The sequence below is a fragment of the Staphylococcus sp. OJ82 genome (assembly GCF_000294465.1).
Taxonomy (GTDB): domain Bacteria; phylum Bacillota; class Bacilli; order Staphylococcales; family Staphylococcaceae; genus Staphylococcus; species Staphylococcus equorum.
Genome location: NZ_ALPU01000010.1, coordinates 566,651 through 582,347, shown reverse-complemented (window position 1 = coordinate 582,347; position 15,697 = coordinate 566,651). Strand labels below are relative to the sequence as shown.

Sequence of the window (15,697 nt, the reverse complement as noted above, 5' to 3'; positions counted from 1 at the left end):
TTTTGAACGCAACTTATTTCAATACAACGTAAAGCAGTTTATAATGAATGAACGTTGTGATTTTTGTCACAAATAAATAAAAAAGGTGATATTATGGATTCAGTTGAATTAGCCCGTTTTTTAACTGCGATGACACTCGCGGTTCATATCATATTCGCAACGATTGGTGTGGGCGTGCCATTAATGTTTGCTGTTGCTGAATTTTTAGGTATAAAAAGAAATGATCCAAAATATATAACATTAGCCAAAAGATGGTCTAAAGGATATACCATTACGGTAGCTGTTGGTGTTGTGACAGGAACAATTATTGGACTGCAATTATCACTATTATGGCCAACCTTTATGCAAATGGGCGGTCATGTTATTGCATTACCATTATTTATGGAAACATTTGCTTTCTTCTTTGAAGCAATTTTCTTAAGTATTTATTTATATACATGGGATAGATTTAAGAGTAAATGGACTCATTTCCTTATTAGTATACCTGTCATTATAGGTGGTACATTCTCAGCATTCTTCATTACAGCGGTCAATTCATTTATGAATACACCAGCTGGCTTTGAAATGAAGGATGGGAAAATGGTTAACGTCCAACCTTGGGCAGCAATGTTTAACGAATCATTCTTAATTAGATCATTCCACGTTGTTGCTACAGCACTTATGACGATGGCATTTGTACTTGCTGCAATTGCTGCATTTAAATTATTGAAAAATAAATTCAAAAAAGACACAGAATATCATAAAAAAGCATTGAAACTAACGATGATTCTTGGCGTAGTATTTACTTTAGGTTCTATGTTAGCTGGAGATTTATCAGCTAAGTTTCTACACCAAGAGCAACCAGAAAAACTTGCTGCTTATGAATGGCACTTTGAAACAGAGTCCAATGCAGATTTAATATTCTTTGGTAGTTTAGATGAAGAAACACAAGAAGTATCCGGTGCCATAAAAATACCTGGCATACTCAGTTTCTTGGCTGATAATAATACAGACACAGAAGTAAAAGGATTAAATGAGTTTCCAGAAGAACTGCATCCACCGATGATTGTACACTATTACTTTGATATTATGGTTTCTATGGGTGTATTCTGCTTGATTATATCCGGTGCGTTTATATTAACACTGATATTTAAGAAGTTACGCAAATTCACTTATTCAAAACCAATGTTGTATGGTGCATTGTTAACTGGACCAGCAGCAATGATTGCAATAGAAGCTGGGTGGTTCTTAACTGAACAAGGTCGTCAACCATGGTTGGTTCGTGGTTACCTTAAAGTAGCTGATGCTGCAACTCAAGCAGGTGGTTTAACACTCGTGACAATATTATTCGGTATCTTATATATAATATTAATCGTGACTACCGCATATGTATTAATTCGGATGTTCAGTAATAAACCAGCATATAAAGACGTAGAAGAAAATACACCAGAAAGAGGTGATGAGTAATGATATTTGCTTATATAGGTATTACAGTACTTGGAATATTCTTATTCTCTTATATTATTATCGCCTCTATTGATTTTGGTGCTGGTTTCTTTACACTTCACGCAAAAGTGACTAAACAAGATAAACAAATTAACCATTTAATAGGTCGTTATTTAAATCCTGTGTGGGAAGTAACAAACGTATTCTTTGTATTCTTTTTCGTTGGCATCGTAGGTTTTTTCCCTGATGCAGCGAAATACTTTGGTACCGTACTACTCGTACCAGCTTCAATTGCGTTAATATTACTAACAATTAGAGGTAGTTTTTACGCATTTGAAAATTATGGACCTGATTCAAAACTCATTTGGTTAGCAATGTACGGCTTGTCAGGATTGTTTATTCCAGCTGCGCTTGCTACAACGCTAACAATATCAGAAGGGGGCTTTATTACAGGTTCAGGTGATAATATAGATTTGAACTGGCTTGAATTAGCCTTGAGTCCTTATTCATGGTCTGTCGTATTCTTAGCCGTTATATCAGTGCTATATATTTCTTCAGGCTTCCTTACGTACTATGCTTCAAAAGCTAAAGATAAACCAGCATATGATTTATTAAGATATTGGTTCTTGTTCTGGGGACCGCCGATGATCGCAATTTCATTATTCGTATTTGTATCGTTAAGACTACAAAACGAAGCGCATTTCTTAAGCGCAGTAACTGATTATTGGTGGATGTTCCTACTAAGCTTTATAAGCTTTATAGGTGTCATGGTACTTACATTAATAAAAAAATGGCACGGATTTGCATTTATCCTTGTTATACTACAAATGGCATTTGCATTTTTCGGATATGGCGCCAGCAAAATGCCATACATCTTATACCCATATGTTCGTATAGATGAAGGTGTCGTTAATAGTAGCATGGCCATTGCTTTAATTATTGCATTTGTTTTAGGTTTACTTTTACTCATTCCATCGTTAATATTATTATTAAGATTATTTGTTTTCGACAAAGATTATGTTGAAGGAAAAAAATAAATTAATTTTTTAAAATGAGGTAATGATAGTTATTCATTTGCTTGCTTAGGTTGATGAGTAGCTATCTTATCCGTGATTTTTTAAATTGGAGGACGCATATGGACAAAGAGTATGTGGTTATCGGCTTAGGTCGATTCGGTGGCAGTATAGTAAGAGAACTTAATGCATTAGATATGGATGTTATGGCAATTGATATGAATGAAGCACGTGTAAATGAATATAGTGATATTGCCACACATGCTGTCATTGCTGATACAACAGATGAAGCTGTTATGAAAAGTTTAGGCATCAGAAATTTTGATCACGTTATCGTAGCAATAGGTGAGAATATACAATCAAGTACATTAACAACGCTAATTTTAAAAGAGTTAGGCGTTAAGAAAGTAACAGCTAAAGCGCAAAATGATTATCACGCAAAAATTTTGAATAAAATTGGTGCGGATACAGTTGTCCATCCAGAAAGAGATATGGGAAGAAGAATCGCTCACAATGTCGCAAGTGCAAGTGTGTTAGATTATTTAGAACTTGCAGATGAACATTCAATTGTAGAGATTAAAGCGAGCGAAAAAATGGCTGGCCAAACCATTATAGAATTAGATATTCGAGCACAATTCGGGATAAGTATTATTGCTATAAAAAGAGGTAAAGAAATTTTAGTTTCTCCTGATCCTAATATTAGTATTGAAATCGGTGATATATTAATTATGATAGGGCATGATAATGACTTAAATCGTTTTGAGAAAAAAGTAGTTCGATAACAATGTAATATTGAAGAAGTCTCCAAAATTGGAGGCTTCTTTTTATTATTTCGATTATTATATTGGCAGTGGCAGGCTGAACTGAAAATGCGCTTTTATCAATCTTTTAAAGAAATACTACTTCATTTATGAAGGAAGGTGGTTCTTATGCAAGAGTTGAAGTTTTTGTATTCCATTTTCTAGTCAACTTTGCTGGGCTGGGACGACGAAATCTTGTTAGAAAAATTAGATTTCTGTCTCACTCCCACCAGATGAACTGTTTGAATGCTTAAAAATACAATTGAAAGAATATGAAAATAACATCGATATAACAGCTGAAGAAATAAACAAGTATTCAACTTTAATAAAGATTATTAGTTCAAAACCACATAAAAATACTATTAATTAAACGAGGTGTGTTAATAAATGGTAAAAGGCTTAAAAAGTGCTATGTTAAGCAGTAGAAATTATGGAATTGCTTTTATGTAGTAAAATGTTCAGTTTTTATGAAATAGATTAGTCATAGCAAAACAGTCCACACATTGTTTTGACAATGTGTGGACTGTTTATAAGACCTATGATTCAGATGATTGATTTGTTTCATCTTTTTTAGGTTTAGGTTTTGGATTGTTATTGTTATTGCTTTTTTTCTTGTTTTGATTGTTAGGTTTTGAATTTTTTGCTGGTGCTTTCGTGTTGTTGTTTTTAGGTTTGTCATTTTTAGGGCTAGGTTTCTTAGCAAATGATTGGTTGTTATCTTCATTTACTTTCATAATGACTGGTAAGATCATTGGTTTACGTGCAGTCTTTTCAAATAGATAAGGCTGTAACGTTTCAATGATTGAGGATTTAATTTGATGCCATTGAATCTCTGGGTTTTGATTTAATTTTGAAATAACATCCGTTTTGATTCTACGTTGTGCATCATAAATCAATTGTCCAGATTCACGCATGTATACAAAACCACGTGAGATAATATCAGGTCCAGAAAGTAGTTTGTTTGTTTTGAAGTCTATACTTACAACAACAATCACTAAACCTTCTTCTGATAATAGTTTACGATCACGAATAACTACATTACCGATATCACCAATACCACTACCATCAACTAATACATTACCTGATGGTATTCTACCAGCTTTTCTAGCAGAATCATGTGTCAGTGCTAAGACATCACCTATATCAAAAATAAATACATTATCTGGTTCAACGCCACACTCAACACCTGATTGACCATGCGCTTTTAGCATACGGTATTCACCATGGATTGGTAAAAAGAACTTAGGACGTAACAGACGTAACATTAATTGTTGATCGCCTTTAGAACCGTGACCAGAAGTATGAATATTAGATACTTTATTATGAATAACTTCTGCACCGGCACGATAAAGTGAATTTATTGTGCGATTAATACTTTTCGTATTACCTGGAATAGGTGAAGAACTAAATACAACTGTATCTTCAGGGATGATTTTAATTTGTTTATGCGTACCGTTGGCAATTCTAGATAATGCTGCCATTGGTTCACCTTGAGAACCTGTACATAGAATCAATAATTCATGCTTAGGCACGGTATTGATTTTATTTGGTTCAACAAACGTTTCTGGTGGTGCTTTGATATAGCCTAATTCCATACCAATCTTAATGTTGTTTTCCATTGAACGACCAAATGTAACAATTTTACGGTTGTGTTTAATTGCAGCTTCAACTGCTTGTTGAACACGATAGATGTTTGATGCAAATGTGGCGAATATGATTCGTCCATTACAATCATGGAATATCTTTTCAACATTTTGGCCGACTTCACGTTCACTTAAAGTAAAATCTGGTACAAGTGAATTGGTAGAGTCAGAAAGCAAACAAAGTACGCCTTCTTCACCTAATTTTGCCATTTTAGCTATATTTGCTGGTTCACCAACTGGTGTGAAATCAAATTTGAAGTCACCCGTATGAACAATATTTCCTTCTGGCGTATTAACGATAACACCATATGCTTCTGGAATACTGTGTGTAGTTAAATAGAATGAAACTTCAAAATGTTTAGATTTGATGACACTACTTTCATCAATTTCAATAAGTTTTGCAGTTCTTAATAAATGATGTTCTTCTAATTTATTTCTGATTAAACCTAAAGCTAATGGTCCACCATATATAGGCACATTAATTTGCTTTAATAGGTAGGGCACACCACCTATATGGTCCTCATGTCCGTGAGTGATAAACAGACCAACAATTTTATCTTGGTTCTGCTCTAAATAAGTAATATCAGGAATGACATAGTCAATACCTAATAAATTATCATCAGGGAATTTGATACCTGCATCGATAATAACGATTTCGTCCTGATACTCAACGGCATAAGTATTTTTACCAATTTCGCCTAAGCCACCAAGAGCATAAACCGCAACTTCATTTTTATGAATTTGTTTCATTATTCAGCTTGCTCCACATTGAAGTGATCTGATTGTTTTTCATATTCTAAATGTGCGCCCTCTAATTTAGTAATAAATTCAATGTTAAAATTACGATCTTTTAAATATCTTCTTACTTGTTCTTCTGTTTGTCCTTCAACGTAAATTGTTTGTGTGTGTTCACGTACAATTACTTCTTCTTTGGTTTTTTGAAAAAACACTTTAAATACTGCCATTTTATATATTTCCTCCTAAAATCATGTTTGATTTTTAATTTTTTATATTAAAACCCTAGTAATATAAAAGTTTGAAGTACCCAATGGTTATTTGAAATTAACTGCACTTCTAATTATGCATGGACACTAATACTGTATATAAATAGAACATACTAGTTTTTTGCTTAGTATGTTTCTAGGGAGATCTTCAGTTCGTTCGTTTAGAAAACTACAAACACTATGATTCATATGTTTTCAGTTATTTCTCATTTTACATGATGTAGTAGAATAAATAAAGCGGTTTTATCTTTAGTACCTCTTTTAATAAGTACAAATAATTTCATTTTTATTATAATTAATATTTAATCTGCAAAATCAAATCTTTAGTTATGTAAAAAAGCTGCAAAAAATCATCATAAAACTTGAGTGCACGTTGAAAGTTAATTATGATGAAAGGGAGTTATTATTAATTATAGAAATGATAGATGGGTAAGGGTGATAGAAATGGATCGAGTAAAAAGAATTATAGAAGATGTTAAAAGAGAAAAAAATCGACACGATAAAATATTTCAAGATATCACTTTTGAAATCCGTACAGAACAAGTAATCATGTTTTTTAATTATAATGAAATAATTGATACTGTAAATGGTGATCAAAATTACGTCAAACATAATCATGATCCAGAATTTATAGACATTAAAGAATTAAACGACTTAAAGACAGAACTTAAAAAATTAGATATACCATTTACTGAACGTAGAGATGACTTTATGTAAAAAATGCCGTTAGCTAATGAGAAATTCTCAATGTGCTAACGGCATTATATTTTTAATAGATTAAACTTCTACTGCATCTTCATGTGGTGTAAGTAGATTATTTGGATCAATATGATCATAAAACATTACACCATTAATATGGTCTATCTCATGTTGAACGACAACAGCGGGATAACCTTTTAAACGTAATTTTACGTCATTACCATCTAAATCTGTTGCTTTTACTGTGATTCGATATTTACGGTGAACGAGTCCTGGAATGTTTTCATCTACACTTAGACAACCTTCGCCAGTTGGTAAATATGCTTCTTGAACACTGTGGCTCATGATTTTAGGGTTAACTAATGCTAAATCATAACTTTTGCCATCACCGTCATCTGGTAAATAAACTGCTATCATTTTTTTTGCAATATTAATTTGTGGAGCAGCAAGACCCACTCCTGAGCGAAGTCCATACTTATTAGCTGTTTCTTCATCTTGGCTATTAATTAGAAATTCGCGCATAGATTTTAAAGTTTCACGATCTTCGTCAGAAAGCGGTATTGTTACATCTTTTGCTTTTTCACGAAGTGTTGGGTGACCATCTCGGATAATATCTTTCATTGTTATCATTTTGTTCATACACCTTCCTTAATATAAAATATACCAAAGTTTAACGCTTAAAATACAGTGATACATTTGATTTCTTATAAAATATTATATAATATAACACACAAATAAAGGAGGATTTCTCAAAAAATGAAATTAAAGTATAGCATCGGTGCGATACTCGCTTCTACAATGTTAGTAGCGGGGTGTACAACAGACAAAGGTGAAATAGAAGATTATAACGAAAAAGTACAAAAAGCATTTGATGAAGAGAAACCTGTGTCTTCAGTAGGGAAGAAGTTAAATAGTCTTGAACAAGACAAGCAAAAATTAGTAGAGAAAATTAATGGTAAAGACCAAGCAGAAGTGAAGGATACTTCGAAAAAAGTCGTGGACAATGTTGAAGAAAGAGAAAAAACATTTAAAAAAGAAGAAGAAGCTATAGATAACTCAGAAAAAGAATTTGAAAAAGCTGAAAAGCATGTCGATAATATAAGTGATGATGATAAGAAAAAAGAAGTGACACAATTGAATCAAGCGCTTAAAGATAAATACAAAGCACATGATGAATATGCCAAAGCATATAAAAATATTTTGAATAAGGAAAAAGATATGTTTGGCTATACTTCAGGTGATCAAGTGAATCAAGAACAAATAGACAAAAAAGCAGAAGCAGTTTCGAAAGCATATAAAAACATGAATAAAGCATTTGAAAAATACTCGGATGCAATGAATAAAGTGAACAAAGAAAAAGAAGATATAGATAACCTTTCTTAAATTATAAAGCGGTAAATTTGAATTTTAAATTGCTACGTTATAGCATAAGTTATGAGGGCGCTTACAATTTTAAGGGAATAACTTTATAGCGACTTAGTTTTTAAATAGTACAGCGCCATGAAAAACAGTGGTACAGATTAAAAACTGTACTTGTCGTAAGTATTACAGAACTTTTTCAAATTATTTAACAGTGTAACAGTTTTGTGGTACAATATTGAAGGATAAAATAAGTTTCTATTATACGGGAAAGGTATGGTGAATTGAATGGCTCCGAAATTGAAAGCCCAATTCGATGCAGAGAAAGTATTGAAAGATACTGAATCTCAATTTGAAATGATCCAAATCTTGGATGAAGATGGTAACATCGTTAATGAAGATCTAGTACCAGATTTATCAGACGAGCAATTAGTTGAATTAATGGAGAGAATGGTTTGGACACGTATTCTTGATCAACGTTCTATTTCATTAAACAGACAAGGGAGATTAGGTTTCTACGCTCCGACAGCAGGACAAGAAGCTTCACAATTAGCTTCACAATATGCTTTAGAACAAGAAGATTTTATATTACCAGGTTACCGTGATGTTCCACAATTAATCTGGCAAGGTTTACCTTTAACTGAAGCCTTCTTATTCTCAAGAGGTCACTTTAAAGGAAACCAAATGCCTGAAGGCGTTAATGCATTAAGCCCACAAATTATTATCGGTGCTCAGTATGTTCAAACTGCTGGTGTAGCGCTTGGTATTAAAAAACGTGGCAAAAGTGCTGTAGCAATTACTTATACTGGTGATGGTGGTTCTTCACAAGGTGATTTCTATGAAGGTATTAACTTTGCTTCTGCATATAAAGCACCTGCAATTTTCGTTATACAAAACAACAACTATGCGATTTCAACACCACGTAGTAAGCAAACTGCTGCTATTACATTAGCTCAAAAAGCTATTGCAGTTGGTATCCCAGGTATTCAAGTTGATGGTATGGATGCTTTAGCAGTATACCAAGCAACTAAAGAAGCGCGTGATCGTGCTGTTAATGGTGAAGGTCCAACTTTAATTGAAACAATCACTTATCGTTATGGTCCACATACTATGGCTGGAGATGACCCAACGAAATACAGAACATCTGATGAAGATTCTGAATGGGAGAAAAAGGATCCATTAGTTCGTTTCAGAAAATATCTTGAAAATAAAGGTCTATGGACTGGCGATAAAGAAAATGAAGTTATCGACCGTGCAAAATCTGAAATTAAAGTTGCTATTAAAGAAGCAGACAATACTGAAAAACAAAAAGTTACTGACTTGATGGAAAATATGTATGAAGAAATGCCTCAACATTTAGCAGAGCAATATGAAATCTATAAAGAGAAGGAGTCGAAGTAACCGATGGCACAAATGACAATGGTTCAAGCGATTAACAACGCGCTTAAAACCGAATTACAAAACGATGAGAATGTTTTACTTTTCGGTGAAGACGTCGGTGTTAACGGTGGTGTTTTCCGTGTAACTGAAGGTTTACAAAAAGAATTCGGTGAAGACCGTGTATTTGATACACCTTTAGCAGAATCTGGTATTGGTGGTTTAGCTTTAGGTTTATCTACTCAAGGATACCGTCCAGTAATGGAAGTACAATTCTTTGGATTTGTATTTGAAGTATTCGACTCTATAGCAGGACAAATTGCACGTACGCGTTTCCGTTCTGGTAACTCTAAACAATCACCTGTTACTATTCGTGCACCATTTGGTGGCGGCGTTCATACACCAGAATTACATGCTGACAACTTAGAAGGTCTTTTAGCTCAATCACCAGGTTTACACGTTGTAATCCCGTCAAACCCATATGATGCTAAAGGATTATTAATCTCAGCAATCAGAAGTAATGACCCGGTTGTATATTTAGAACATATGAAATTATACCGCTCTTTCCGTGATGAAGTACCTGAAGAAGAGTACACAATTGAAATTGGTAAAGCAAGCGTGAAACAAGAAGGTAATGACATTACACTTATTGCATATGGTGCAATGGTACAAGAGTCATTAAAAGCAGCAGAAGAGTTAGAAAAAGATGGTTATTCAGTAGAAGTCATTGACTTACGTACTGTTCAACCAATCGATATCGAAACACTTGTTGCTTCAGTAGAAAAAACAGGACGTGCTGTAGTAGTACAAGAAGCGCAACGTCAAGCGGGTGTTGGAGCAACAGTTGTTTCTGAATTAGCAGAACGCTCTATCCTTTCATTAGAAGCACCAATCGCTCGTGTTGCAGCGGCAGATACAGTTTATCCGTTTACACAAGCTGAAAATGTTTGGTTACCAAACAAAAATGACATCATTGAAAAAGCGAAAGAAACTTTAGAATTTTAATATATATTTAATGAAGTAGGATGCTATCAGTTTAATTGATGCACCTACTTCATCCAAATTTATATTTATAGCATGAGATAGTGACTTAATTGTCCATCGCTCAATTTCTAATTTTTGACTTAATATGAATTTTTAGGAGGATAATAACGTGGCATTTGAATTTAAATTACCCGACATTGGTGAAGGTATCCACGAAGGTGAAATTGTAAAATGGTTTATTAAATCTGGAGATACAATTGAAGAGGACGATATTTTAGCTGAGGTACAAAACGATAAATCAGTTGTTGAAATCCCATCACCTGTTTCAGGTACTATTGAAGAAGTACTAGTAGATGAAGGTACTGTTGCAGTTGTTGGTGACACAATCGTAAAAATCGATTCACCAGATGCAGAAGATATGCAATTCAAAGGTAGTGAAAGTGACGATTCAGCAAGTGAAGAAACAGAAGCACCTGCAGAAGAAAGCACTAAAGAAGAAGCACCTGCACAAGCATCTAAAGACGAAGAAGTAGATGAAAGTAAACGCGTTAAAGCGATGCCTTCAGTTCGTAAATATGCTCGCGATAATGGTGTTAACATTAAAGCTGTTTCAGGTTCAGGTAAAAATGGCCGTACAACTAAAGAAGATGTGGACGCCTACTTAAATGGTGGCGGAGAAGCAGCTTCAAATGAAAGCGCAGCTACAGCAACTGAAGAAACTTCAAGTGCAGCACAATCAGCACCAGTTTCTACAGAAGGTGAATTCCCAGAATCAACTGAGAAAATACCTGCAATGCGTAAAGCAATTGCTAAAGCAATGGTTAATTCAAAACAAACTGCACCTCACGTAACATTAATGGATGAAATTGATGTTCAAGAATTATGGGATCACCGTAAAAAATTCAAAGAAGTTGCAGCTGAACAAGGTACTAAATTAACTTTCTTACCTTATGTTGTTAAAGCACTTGTTTCTGCACTTAAAAAATATCCAGCGCTTAACACTTCATTTAACGAAGATGCTGGCGAAATCGTACACAAACATTATTGGAACATTGGTATTGCTGCTGACACAGACAGAGGACTATTAGTGCCTGTTGTTAAACATGCAGACCGTAAATCAATGTTTAGCATCTCAGACGAAATTAACGAACTTGCTGTTAAAGCACGTGACGGAAAATTAGCGGCAGATGAAATGAAACATGCTACATGTACAATTAGTAATATCGGTTCAGCTGGTGGACAATGGTTCACTCCAGTAATCAACCACCCAGAAGTAGCTATCTTAGGTATTGGCCGTATTGCACAAAAACCAATTGTTAAAGATGGTGAAATAGTAGCTGCGCCAGTATTATCATTATCATTAAGCTTTGACCACAGACAAATTGATGGTGCTACTGGACAAAATGCTATGAATCATATCAAACGTTTATTGAATAATCCAGAATTATTATTAATGGAGGGGTAAAATATGGTAGTTGGAGATTTCCCAATTGAAACAGACACTATTGTAATCGGAGCAGGACCAGGAGGCTATGTTGCAGCAATTCGTGCAGCACAGTTAGGTCAAAAAGTAACAATCGTTGAAAAAGGAACATTAGGTGGCGTATGTCTTAATGTTGGTTGTATTCCTTCTAAAGCATTGTTACACGCTTCACACCGTTATGATGAAACTAAGAACTCAGAAAATTTAGGTGTTATTGCTGAAAGTGTTTCACTTAATTTTAATAAAGTTCAAGAATTCAAACAATCAGTAGTTGAAAAATTAACTGGTGGCGTTGAAGGATTGTTAAAAGGTAATAAAGTAGAAATCGTTAAAGGCGAAGCTTACTTTGTTGATAACAATAGCTTACGTGTTATGGATGAGAAAAGTGCTCAAACATATAACTTTAAAAACGCGATCATTGCAACTGGTTCAAGACCAATTGAAATCCCTAACTTTGAGTTTGGAAATCGTGTAATTGATTCATCTGGCGCTCTAAATTTACAAGAAGTTCCTGGTAAATTAGTAGTTGTTGGTGGCGGTTATATTGGTTCTGAACTCGGAACTGCTTTTGCAAACTTTGGTTCTGAAGTTACTATTTTAGAAGGCGCTAAAGATATCTTAGGCGGTTTTGAAAAACAAATGACTCAACCTGTTAAAAAAGGTATGAAAGAAAAAGGCGTTGATATTGTAACTGAAGCTATGGCTAAATCTGCTGAAGAAACTGAAAACGGTGTTAAAGTAACTTACGAAGTAAAAGGCGAAGAACAAACAATTGATGCTGATTACGTATTAGTTACTGTAGGTCGTCGTCCTAACACTGACGAATTAGGCTTAGAAGAATTAGGTCTTAAATTTGCAGAACGTGGATTAATCGAGGTAGACAAACAAAGCCGTACTTCAATTGAAAACATTTTTGCAATCGGTGATATTGTTCCTGGTTTACCACTTGCACATAAAGCAAGCTATGAAGCTAAAGTTGCAGCTGAAGTAATCTCTGGTGAAGCATCAGAAGTAGATTACATCGGTATGCCTGCTGTATGTTTCACTGAGCCAGAACTTGCTCAAGTAGGTTATACAGAAGCTCAAGCTAAAGAAGAAGGATTAAAAATTACTGCTTCTAAATTCCCTTATGCAGCTAATGGCCGTGCGTTATCATTAGATGACACTACTGGCTTTGTTAAACTTATTACGCTTAAAGAAGATAATACTTTAGTAGGTGCTCAAGTAGTTGGTACTGGCGCATCTGATATTATTTCTGAACTAGGTTTAGCAATCGAAGCTGGTATGAATGCTGAAGATTTAGCATTAACTGTACATGCTCACCCAACATTAGGTGAAATGTCTATGGAAGCAGCTGAAAAAGCTATAGGTTTACCAGTACACACAATGTAATTTCATTGTTGTAACAGATATAACGATAGCCTTGTGGGGCGGGAATATGAAATCAAATTTTGATTTCTGTCCCGCTCCTTTTTCATTTTAAAATGTAATATCTAAAATAAACTTTAACTATAAATATTCAATGGAAAAGTAGGAGGCATGCTTATATGGAGTATCAATATCCAATAGATTTTGATTGGTCAAATGACGAAATGATGCAAGTTGTGTCATTTTTCAATGCTGTGGAATCTTTTTATGAATCTGAAGTAGAAGGAAAATTATTAATTGATCGCTACAAGCAATTTAAAACAATCGTTCCTGGGAAAGCAGAAGAAAAACAGATTTTTAAAGAATTCGAAAAAAGTAGTGGATATAATAGTTACCAAGCTGTTAAAACAGTTCAAACTGACAACAGTCAAACGTTTTTTAGCGCAACGAAAAAATAACTATTGTCGTGTAAGCTATATTCTGATATTTTTATTAAGCATTAAACAAAATGTTTGATAAAAGTAAACAGTATATAGCTTTTTTTTCGAAATTTTATTATAGTGCACGTCATAAAAATACATAATCCTACACCAAATGAAACTCAAGTTATGATTGTTACAACCACGTCATATTTATAGGAGGAAGCACAAATGAATCCGTTATTATCTTTCAACGCAGTAAGTAAAGCTTATGATGATATACCAGTATTAAATAAAATCAATATAGATATTGAGTCAGGTCATTTCTATACATTACTTGGGCCTTCTGGTTGTGGTAAAACAACAATTTTAAAACTTATCGCAGGATTTGAACAAGCCCATGAAGGGGATATTATATATCGAAATCAGACAATTAATCATATACCATCAAACAGACGCAAAGTGAATACAGTATTTCAAGACTATGCTTTATTTCCTCATTTAAATGTCTATGATAATATTGCTTTTGGATTAAAACTAAAGAAAATGAACAAAAGCGACATAAATAAAAAAGTGCAAGAAGCATTAAAACTTGTAAAACTTACTGGTCATGAAGATAGAACAATTGAAAGTATGAGTGGGGGGCAAAAACAGCGTATTGCAATTGCACGTGCGATTGTGAATGAACCAGAAATATTATTATTAGATGAATCTTTATCAGCACTGGATTTAAAATTAAGAACCCAAATGCAATATGAATTAAGAGAAATACAGTCTAGATTAGGTATAACATTTATTTTTGTTACACATGATCAGGAAGAAGCTTTAGCGCTGAGTGATTATATATTTGTAATGAAAAATGGTGAAATTCAACAATTTGGCATACCTACTGATATATACGACGAACCTGTAAATCGCTTTGTTGCAGATTTTATTGGAGAATCAAATATTATTGTGGGTACTATGATTGAGGATTATGTGGTAAACATCTATGGTCAAGATTTAGAATGTGTAGATATGGGTATTTCACCACAAGAGCAAGTAGAAGTAGTGATTAGGCCAGAAGATATATCCTTGGTACAATCAGAGCAAGGTTTATTCGAAGTGACAGTTGTTTCTATGCTTTTCAGAGGCGTACATTATGAAATCAATTGTACTGATAGTAAAGGTTATAAATGGTTAGTTCATTCTACTAAAAAAGCAGAAGTTAATAGTAAAGTGGGTTTATACTTTGAACCAGAAACAATTCATATTATGGTGCCAGGTGAAAGTGAAGCTGAATTTGATAAGCGTATTCAAAGTTACGAGGAAATAAATCATGCGCAAGATTAATACATATCTATTTATACCCTATATACTGTGGATGGTTTTATTTATCGTTGTTCCAGTAATCCTTCTTGTTTATTTCTCATTCATTGATATACAAGGACATTTTGGATTGGAAAATTATAAAAAGTTGATTTCACTGAAATATTTCAAAATGATTTGGGACTCGGTATGTTTTGCGGCAGCGATTACGTGTATGACGCTACTTATAAGCTATCCAGCTGCGTATTTTATAAGTTCATCTAAATATCAAAATGTATGGTTACTTATACTGATTGTACCAACTTGGATTAATTTACTACTGAAGACCTATGCATTTATAGGCATATTCAGTCATGATGGTATTATCAATCAAATATTGAATGTTTTATCTTTGCCTAAAATGGAATTGTTATTTACTGTTCCTGCGTTTTTAATAGTAGCAAGTTATATTTACATTCCATTTATGATTTTACCTATTTTCAATAGTATGAAGGATATTCCTAATAATATTTTGCAAGCTTCAAGTGATTTAGGTGCGAGCAGGCTAACAACATTTAGAAAAATTATTATACCACTCACGAAGCAAGGCGTATTGACAGGAATTCAAGTCACATTTATACCAGCATTATCGCTTTTTATGATTACAAGACTAATTGCAGGAAATAAAGTGATTAATATTGGGACGGCGATAGAAGAACAATTTCTAGTGATACAAAACTATGGAATGGGTTCTACGATTGCGTTGTTTTTAATTGTATTTATGGCGCTAGTCTTAATTATTACAAATACTAAAGCTACGAATGGGAAAAGGTGAA

At 33.8% G+C, this 15,697-nt stretch carries 15 protein-coding genes; 12 read left to right on the top strand and 3 right to left on the bottom strand.

Annotation, left to right across the window (positions count from 1 at the left end; all coding sequences use genetic code 11):
* The first annotated feature begins 93 nt into the window (after nt 1-93).
* The 3 genes from SOJ_RS10190 to SOJ_RS10180 all read left to right on the top strand — a co-directional run bounded on the left by SOJ_RS10190 (nt 94) and on the right by SOJ_RS10180 (nt 3,220).
* Nucleotides 94-1,446 (top strand): cytochrome ubiquinol oxidase subunit I, encoded by a 1,353-nt coding sequence (locus tag SOJ_RS10190; RefSeq protein ID WP_002508012.1) that lies wholly within the window; start codon nt 94-96, stop codon nt 1,444-1,446.
* The gene (locus tag SOJ_RS10185; RefSeq protein ID WP_002508011.1) at nt 1,446-2,462 is read left to right on the top strand and encodes a cytochrome d ubiquinol oxidase subunit II; all 1,017 of its coding nucleotides are present in this window, start codon (nt 1,446-1,448) and stop codon (nt 2,460-2,462) included. Before SOJ_RS10190 ends, SOJ_RS10185 begins: the two co-directional genes overlap by 1 nt.
* 98 nt (nt 2,463-2,560) lie before the next feature.
* Nucleotides 2,561-3,220, top strand: coding sequence for a potassium channel family protein (locus SOJ_RS10180; RefSeq protein ID WP_002508010.1), 660 nt, complete (start codon nt 2,561-2,563; stop codon nt 3,218-3,220).
* 554 nt (nt 3,221-3,774) lie between these two features.
* Here the strand turns inward: SOJ_RS10180 and rnjA are convergent.
* Both rnjA and SOJ_RS10170 read right to left on the bottom strand, forming a co-directional pair.
* The gene (rnjA, locus tag SOJ_RS10175) at nt 3,775-5,631 is read right to left on the bottom strand and encodes a ribonuclease J1 (protein WP_002508009.1); all 1,857 of its coding nucleotides are present in this window, start codon (nt 5,629-5,631) and stop codon (nt 3,775-3,777) included.
* Complete coding sequence (locus tag SOJ_RS10170) at nt 5,631-5,846, bottom strand: DNA-dependent RNA polymerase subunit epsilon (protein ID WP_002508008.1); 216 nt, start codon at nt 5,844-5,846, stop codon at nt 5,631-5,633. Before SOJ_RS10170 ends, rnjA begins: the two co-directional genes overlap by 1 nt.
* A 483-nt stretch (nt 5,847-6,329) precedes the next feature.
* On the opposite strand from SOJ_RS10170, the gene SOJ_RS10165 reads away from it, so the two are divergent.
* Nucleotides 6,330-6,602 carry a hypothetical protein gene (locus tag SOJ_RS10165; protein ID WP_002508007.1) on the top strand — a complete coding sequence of 91 codons (273 nt, stop codon included), beginning with the start codon at nt 6,330-6,332 and terminating at the stop codon, nt 6,600-6,602.
* A 60-nt stretch (nt 6,603-6,662) separates the two neighbouring features.
* Here the strand turns inward: SOJ_RS10165 and def are convergent, their stop codons facing one another.
* The gene (gene def, locus SOJ_RS10160; protein WP_002508006.1) at nt 6,663-7,214 is read right to left on the bottom strand and encodes a peptide deformylase; all 552 of its coding nucleotides are present in this window, start codon (nt 7,212-7,214) and stop codon (nt 6,663-6,665) included.
* Nucleotides 7,215-7,340: 126 nt separating this feature from the next.
* On the opposite strand from def, the gene SOJ_RS10155 reads away from it, so the two are divergent.
* The 8 genes from SOJ_RS10155 to SOJ_RS10120 all read left to right on the top strand — a co-directional run bounded on the left by SOJ_RS10155 (nt 7,341) and on the right by SOJ_RS10120 (nt 15,696).
* Nucleotides 7,341-7,967, top strand: a complete 627-nt coding sequence (locus SOJ_RS10155; protein WP_002508005.1) for a YkyA family protein — start codon at nt 7,341-7,343, stop codon at nt 7,965-7,967.
* Nucleotides 7,968-8,231: 264 nt separating this feature from the next.
* Nucleotides 8,232-9,344: a pyruvate dehydrogenase (acetyl-transferring) E1 component subunit alpha gene (pdhA, locus tag SOJ_RS10150; RefSeq protein WP_002508004.1), complete on the top strand. Its 1,113-nt coding sequence runs from the start codon at nt 8,232-8,234 to the stop codon at nt 9,342-9,344.
* A gap of 3 nt (nt 9,345-9,347) precedes the next feature.
* Nucleotides 9,348-10,325 carry an alpha-ketoacid dehydrogenase subunit beta gene (locus tag SOJ_RS10145; RefSeq protein WP_002508003.1) on the top strand — a complete coding sequence of 326 codons (978 nt, stop codon included), beginning with the start codon at nt 9,348-9,350 and terminating at the stop codon, nt 10,323-10,325.
* Between the two features lie 148 nt (nt 10,326-10,473).
* Nucleotides 10,474-11,769: a dihydrolipoamide acetyltransferase family protein gene (locus SOJ_RS10140; RefSeq protein ID WP_002508002.1), complete on the top strand. Its 1,296-nt coding sequence runs from the start codon at nt 10,474-10,476 to the stop codon at nt 11,767-11,769.
* Between the two features lie 3 nt (nt 11,770-11,772).
* The gene (lpdA, locus tag SOJ_RS10135; protein WP_002508001.1) at nt 11,773-13,179 is read left to right on the top strand and encodes a dihydrolipoyl dehydrogenase; all 1,407 of its coding nucleotides are present in this window, start codon (nt 11,773-11,775) and stop codon (nt 13,177-13,179) included.
* Between the two features lie 155 nt (nt 13,180-13,334).
* Nucleotides 13,335-13,613, top strand: coding sequence for a UPF0223 family protein (locus SOJ_RS10130; RefSeq protein ID WP_002508000.1), 279 nt, complete (start codon nt 13,335-13,337; stop codon nt 13,611-13,613).
* 192 nt (nt 13,614-13,805) lie between these two features.
* Complete coding sequence (locus SOJ_RS10125) at nt 13,806-14,906, top strand: ABC transporter ATP-binding protein (RefSeq protein ID WP_002507999.1); 1,101 nt, start codon at nt 13,806-13,808, stop codon at nt 14,904-14,906.
* Nucleotides 14,893-15,696 carry an ABC transporter permease gene (locus SOJ_RS10120; protein ID WP_037539559.1) on the top strand — a complete coding sequence of 268 codons (804 nt, stop codon included), beginning with the start codon at nt 14,893-14,895 and terminating at the stop codon, nt 15,694-15,696. Before SOJ_RS10125 ends, SOJ_RS10120 begins: the two co-directional genes overlap by 14 nt.
* Nucleotide 15,697 lies beyond the last annotated feature (1 nt).

Coding starts and splice junctions, on each gene's coding strand:
- SOJ_RS10145 (WP_002508003.1), top strand. CDS start 9,348: ATGGCACAAATGACAATGGTTCAAGCGATTAACAACGCGCTTAAAACC.
- SOJ_RS10130 (WP_002508000.1), top strand. CDS start 13,335: ATGGAGTATCAATATCCAATAGATTTTGATTGGTCAAATGACGAAATG.
- def (WP_002508006.1), bottom strand. CDS start 7,214: ATGATAACAATGAAAGATATTATCCGAGATGGTCACCCAACACTTCGT.
- SOJ_RS10190 (WP_002508012.1), top strand. CDS start 94: ATGGATTCAGTTGAATTAGCCCGTTTTTTAACTGCGATGACACTCGCG.
- SOJ_RS10120 (WP_037539559.1), top strand. CDS start 14,893: ATGCGCAAGATTAATACATATCTATTTATACCCTATATACTGTGGATG.
- SOJ_RS10155 (WP_002508005.1), top strand. CDS start 7,341: ATGAAATTAAAGTATAGCATCGGTGCGATACTCGCTTCTACAATGTTA.
- rnjA (WP_002508009.1), bottom strand. CDS start 5,631: ATGAAACAAATTCATAAAAATGAAGTTGCGGTTTATGCTCTTGGTGGC.
- SOJ_RS10170 (WP_002508008.1), bottom strand. CDS start 5,846: ATGGCAGTATTTAAAGTGTTTTTTCAAAAAACCAAAGAAGAAGTAATT.
- SOJ_RS10125 (WP_002507999.1), top strand. CDS start 13,806: ATGAATCCGTTATTATCTTTCAACGCAGTAAGTAAAGCTTATGATGAT.
- lpdA (WP_002508001.1), top strand. CDS start 11,773: ATGGTAGTTGGAGATTTCCCAATTGAAACAGACACTATTGTAATCGGA.
- SOJ_RS10165 (WP_002508007.1), top strand. CDS start 6,330: ATGGATCGAGTAAAAAGAATTATAGAAGATGTTAAAAGAGAAAAAAAT.
- SOJ_RS10180 (WP_002508010.1), top strand. CDS start 2,561: ATGGACAAAGAGTATGTGGTTATCGGCTTAGGTCGATTCGGTGGCAGT.
- SOJ_RS10185 (WP_002508011.1), top strand. CDS start 1,446: ATGATATTTGCTTATATAGGTATTACAGTACTTGGAATATTCTTATTC.
- pdhA (WP_002508004.1), top strand. CDS start 8,232: ATGGCTCCGAAATTGAAAGCCCAATTCGATGCAGAGAAAGTATTGAAA.